Raw genomic sequence first — 2,712 nt, forward strand, 5'->3', positions numbered from 1 at the left:
TGTCGAAGCGCAGGAGCTCGATGCCCAGGGTGGACGCCAGTTGGCGGGCGGTTTCCGTCTTGCCGGTGCCGGTGGGGCCCGAGAACAGGTAGCAGCCGATCGGCTTGTTGTTATCGCGCAGGCCCGCCCGCGCCATCTTCATGGCGGCGGACAGCTGATCGATAGCCTCGTCCTGACCGTAGACCGCCCGCTTCAGGTCGCTTTCAAGTTGCTTCAGCGCCTCGGTGTCGGACTTGGACACCGACTTTGGCGGGATGCGGGCGATCTTGGCGACGACGGCCTCGACCTCCTTCAGGCCGATGGTCTTCTTGCGGCGGCCTTCCGGCAGCAGCATCTGGCTGGCGCCGGCCTCGTCGATGATGTCGATCGCCTTGTCCGGCAGCTTGCGGTCGTTGATGTATTTGGCCGACAGCTCGACCGCCGCCTTGATGGCTTCCGAGGTGTAGCGCAGCTTGTGGAAGTCCTCGTAGTAGGACTTGAGCCCCTTGAGGATCTTGATGGTGTCCTCGATCGTCGGCTCGTTCACGTCGATCTTCTGGAAGCGCCGGACAAGCGCCCGATCCTTCTCGAAGTGCTGGCGGAACTCCTTGTAGGTGGTCGACCCCATGCACCGCAGGCTGCCCGAAGCCAGAGCAGGCTTCAGCAGGTTGGAGGCGTCCATGGCCCCGCCCGAGGTCGCGCCCGCGCCGATCACCGTATGGATCTCGTCGATGAACAGGATCGCGTCGTGGTGGTTCTCGAGTTCCTTGACGACCTGCTTGATGCGTTCCTCGAAGTCGCCGCGGTAGCGGGTGCCGGCCAGCAGCGCGCCCATGTCGAGCGAGAAGATGGTCGAGCCCGAGAGCACCTCAGGCACCTGCTTGTTGACGATCTTGCGCGCCAGGCCTTCGGCGATGGCGGTTTTGCCGACGCCGGGGTCGCCCACCAGCAGCGGATTGTTCTTGGTCCGCCGGCAGAGGATCTGGATGCAGCGCTCGACCTCGCTGGCCCGGCCGATCAGCGGATCGACCTTACCCTGCTTGGCCTTCTCGTTGAGGTTCACGCAGTAGGCGTCGAGGGCCTCGCCGCCGGTCTTGACCGCGGGCTTGTCCTCGTCCTCTGCGCCCTTGACGGGCTTGCCGTCGGTGGCCGCGCCGGCCTTCTTGGCGATGCCGTGGGCGATGTAATTCACCGCGTCGTACCGCGTCATATCCTGCTCCTGCAGGAAATAGGCGGCATGGCTCTCACGCTCGGAGAAGATCGCCACCAGCACGTTCGCGCCGCTGACCTCCTCGCGTCCCGAGGACTGCACGTGGATGACCGCGCGCTGGATCACGCGCTGGAACGACGAGGTGGGCTTGGCGTCCTCGCCGTCGTCGACGACCAGCGAGCGGAGCTCGTTGTCGACATAGTTGTTGAGGGTTGTGCGGAGCGCCGCGAGATCCACGTCGCAGGCGCGCATCACGCCGGCGGCGTCCTCGTCATCGACGAGGGAGAGGAGCAGATGCTCCAGGGTCGCATACTCGTGCTTACGCTGGTTGGCGTAGGCCACGGCGCGGTGAAGGGATTCTTCGAGTTGGCGAGAGAATGACGGCAATCTGAGCCTCAATCCTTTTCCATGGTGCACTGCAGCGGGTGCTGATGACGCCTTGCGGTGTCAACGACCTGGGCCACTTTTGTTTCCGCCACCTCATATGTGAACACACCGCAGACGCCGACCCCATGTTGATGGACGTGCAGCATGATCCGTGTCGCATCTTCGCGCGACTTGTTGAAAAATTGTTCAAGAACGTAAACCACGAATTCCATGGGCGTGTAGTCGTCGTTCAGCAGAAGAACCCGGTACATGGAGGGCTTCTGCGTCTTGGGTTTAGTCTGGGTGATGACGGTCGAGCGTACGCCCGTATCCTGATCACCTTGTTTGCGCTCGGCCATCGCACTGTCTCCTGACGAACGCGCTACGCCGCCCACCTGAGAAATAGATATGGAAAATGCGCGGCTATGGAAGGGTCGAATCGTCGCGCCGCTGCGGATATAGGCAGCCCGAGCGTGTTTCGAACCCTCAGTCGGCCCCTGAACGCCCTATTGTGCGCCATGCGCGGCCCCAAACCACCGCATCTGCGCCGAATCGCGCCCGCAGGGCGTCCACAGCGCGCTCGCCGGTGAGTGTGCGGCGTTCCTCGCCCGCGAACAGGTCGGGGACTGCGGCGTCTCCATCGACCAGTTCCGCCAGGCCTACCCCGATCAGGCGGAAGCTGCGGCCGTTCGCCTCCGGGGCCAGCAACTCGCGCGCCGTGGCGTAGAGCGTGCGTGCGGTCTGAGTCGGCGCGGCGAGCGCGCGCCGTCGCGAGATCAGGCGGAAGTCGCTGGTCTTCAGCTTCAACGTGACCACGCGCCCGGCGACGCCGCCGGCGCGCGCCTGACGTGCGACTTTTTCAGAGAGCGGCCCGAGTTGGGCCTCCAGGTCGGCGGCGTGGACCAGGTCCTGGTTGAAGGTGGTCTCCGAACTGATTCCCTTGCGCTCCTGCTCTGGGTCAACGGGGCGATTATCGCGCCCCTGGGCGAGGTCGGACAGCCGCAGGCCGTAGGCGCCAAACCAGGCTACGAGGTCCCGAGGCTCGGCCCGGGCGAGGTCGCCGACGGTGCGCAGCCCCGCCTGCTGCAGCTTGCGCAGCATCGCCGGACCGACGCCGGGCAGGATGCTGACCGGCCGAGGGGCCAGGAATTCACGCG

General features: G+C 65.0%; 2 protein-coding genes and 1 pseudogene. All 3 read right to left on the bottom strand.

What is annotated here, in order from left to right:
• A partial coding sequence (locus Q8M88_RS15335) for an AAA family ATPase (protein WP_305598023.1) occupies nt 1-1,576 on the bottom strand: 1,576 nt, incomplete at its 3' end.
• 8 nt (nt 1,577-1,584) lie between these two features.
• Nucleotides 1,585-1,914, bottom strand: a complete 330-nt coding sequence (gene clpS / locus Q8M88_RS15340) for an ATP-dependent Clp protease adapter ClpS (protein WP_305598024.1) — start codon at nt 1,912-1,914, stop codon at nt 1,585-1,587.
• A gap of 127 nt (nt 1,915-2,041) precedes the next feature.
• Nucleotides 2,042-2,712: pseudogene (locus tag Q8M88_RS15345) on the bottom strand (DNA polymerase IV); the annotation flags it as partial.

The organism is Phenylobacterium sp., from assembly GCF_030693805.1.
Taxonomy (GTDB): Bacteria; Pseudomonadota; Alphaproteobacteria; order Caulobacterales; family Caulobacteraceae; genus Phenylobacterium.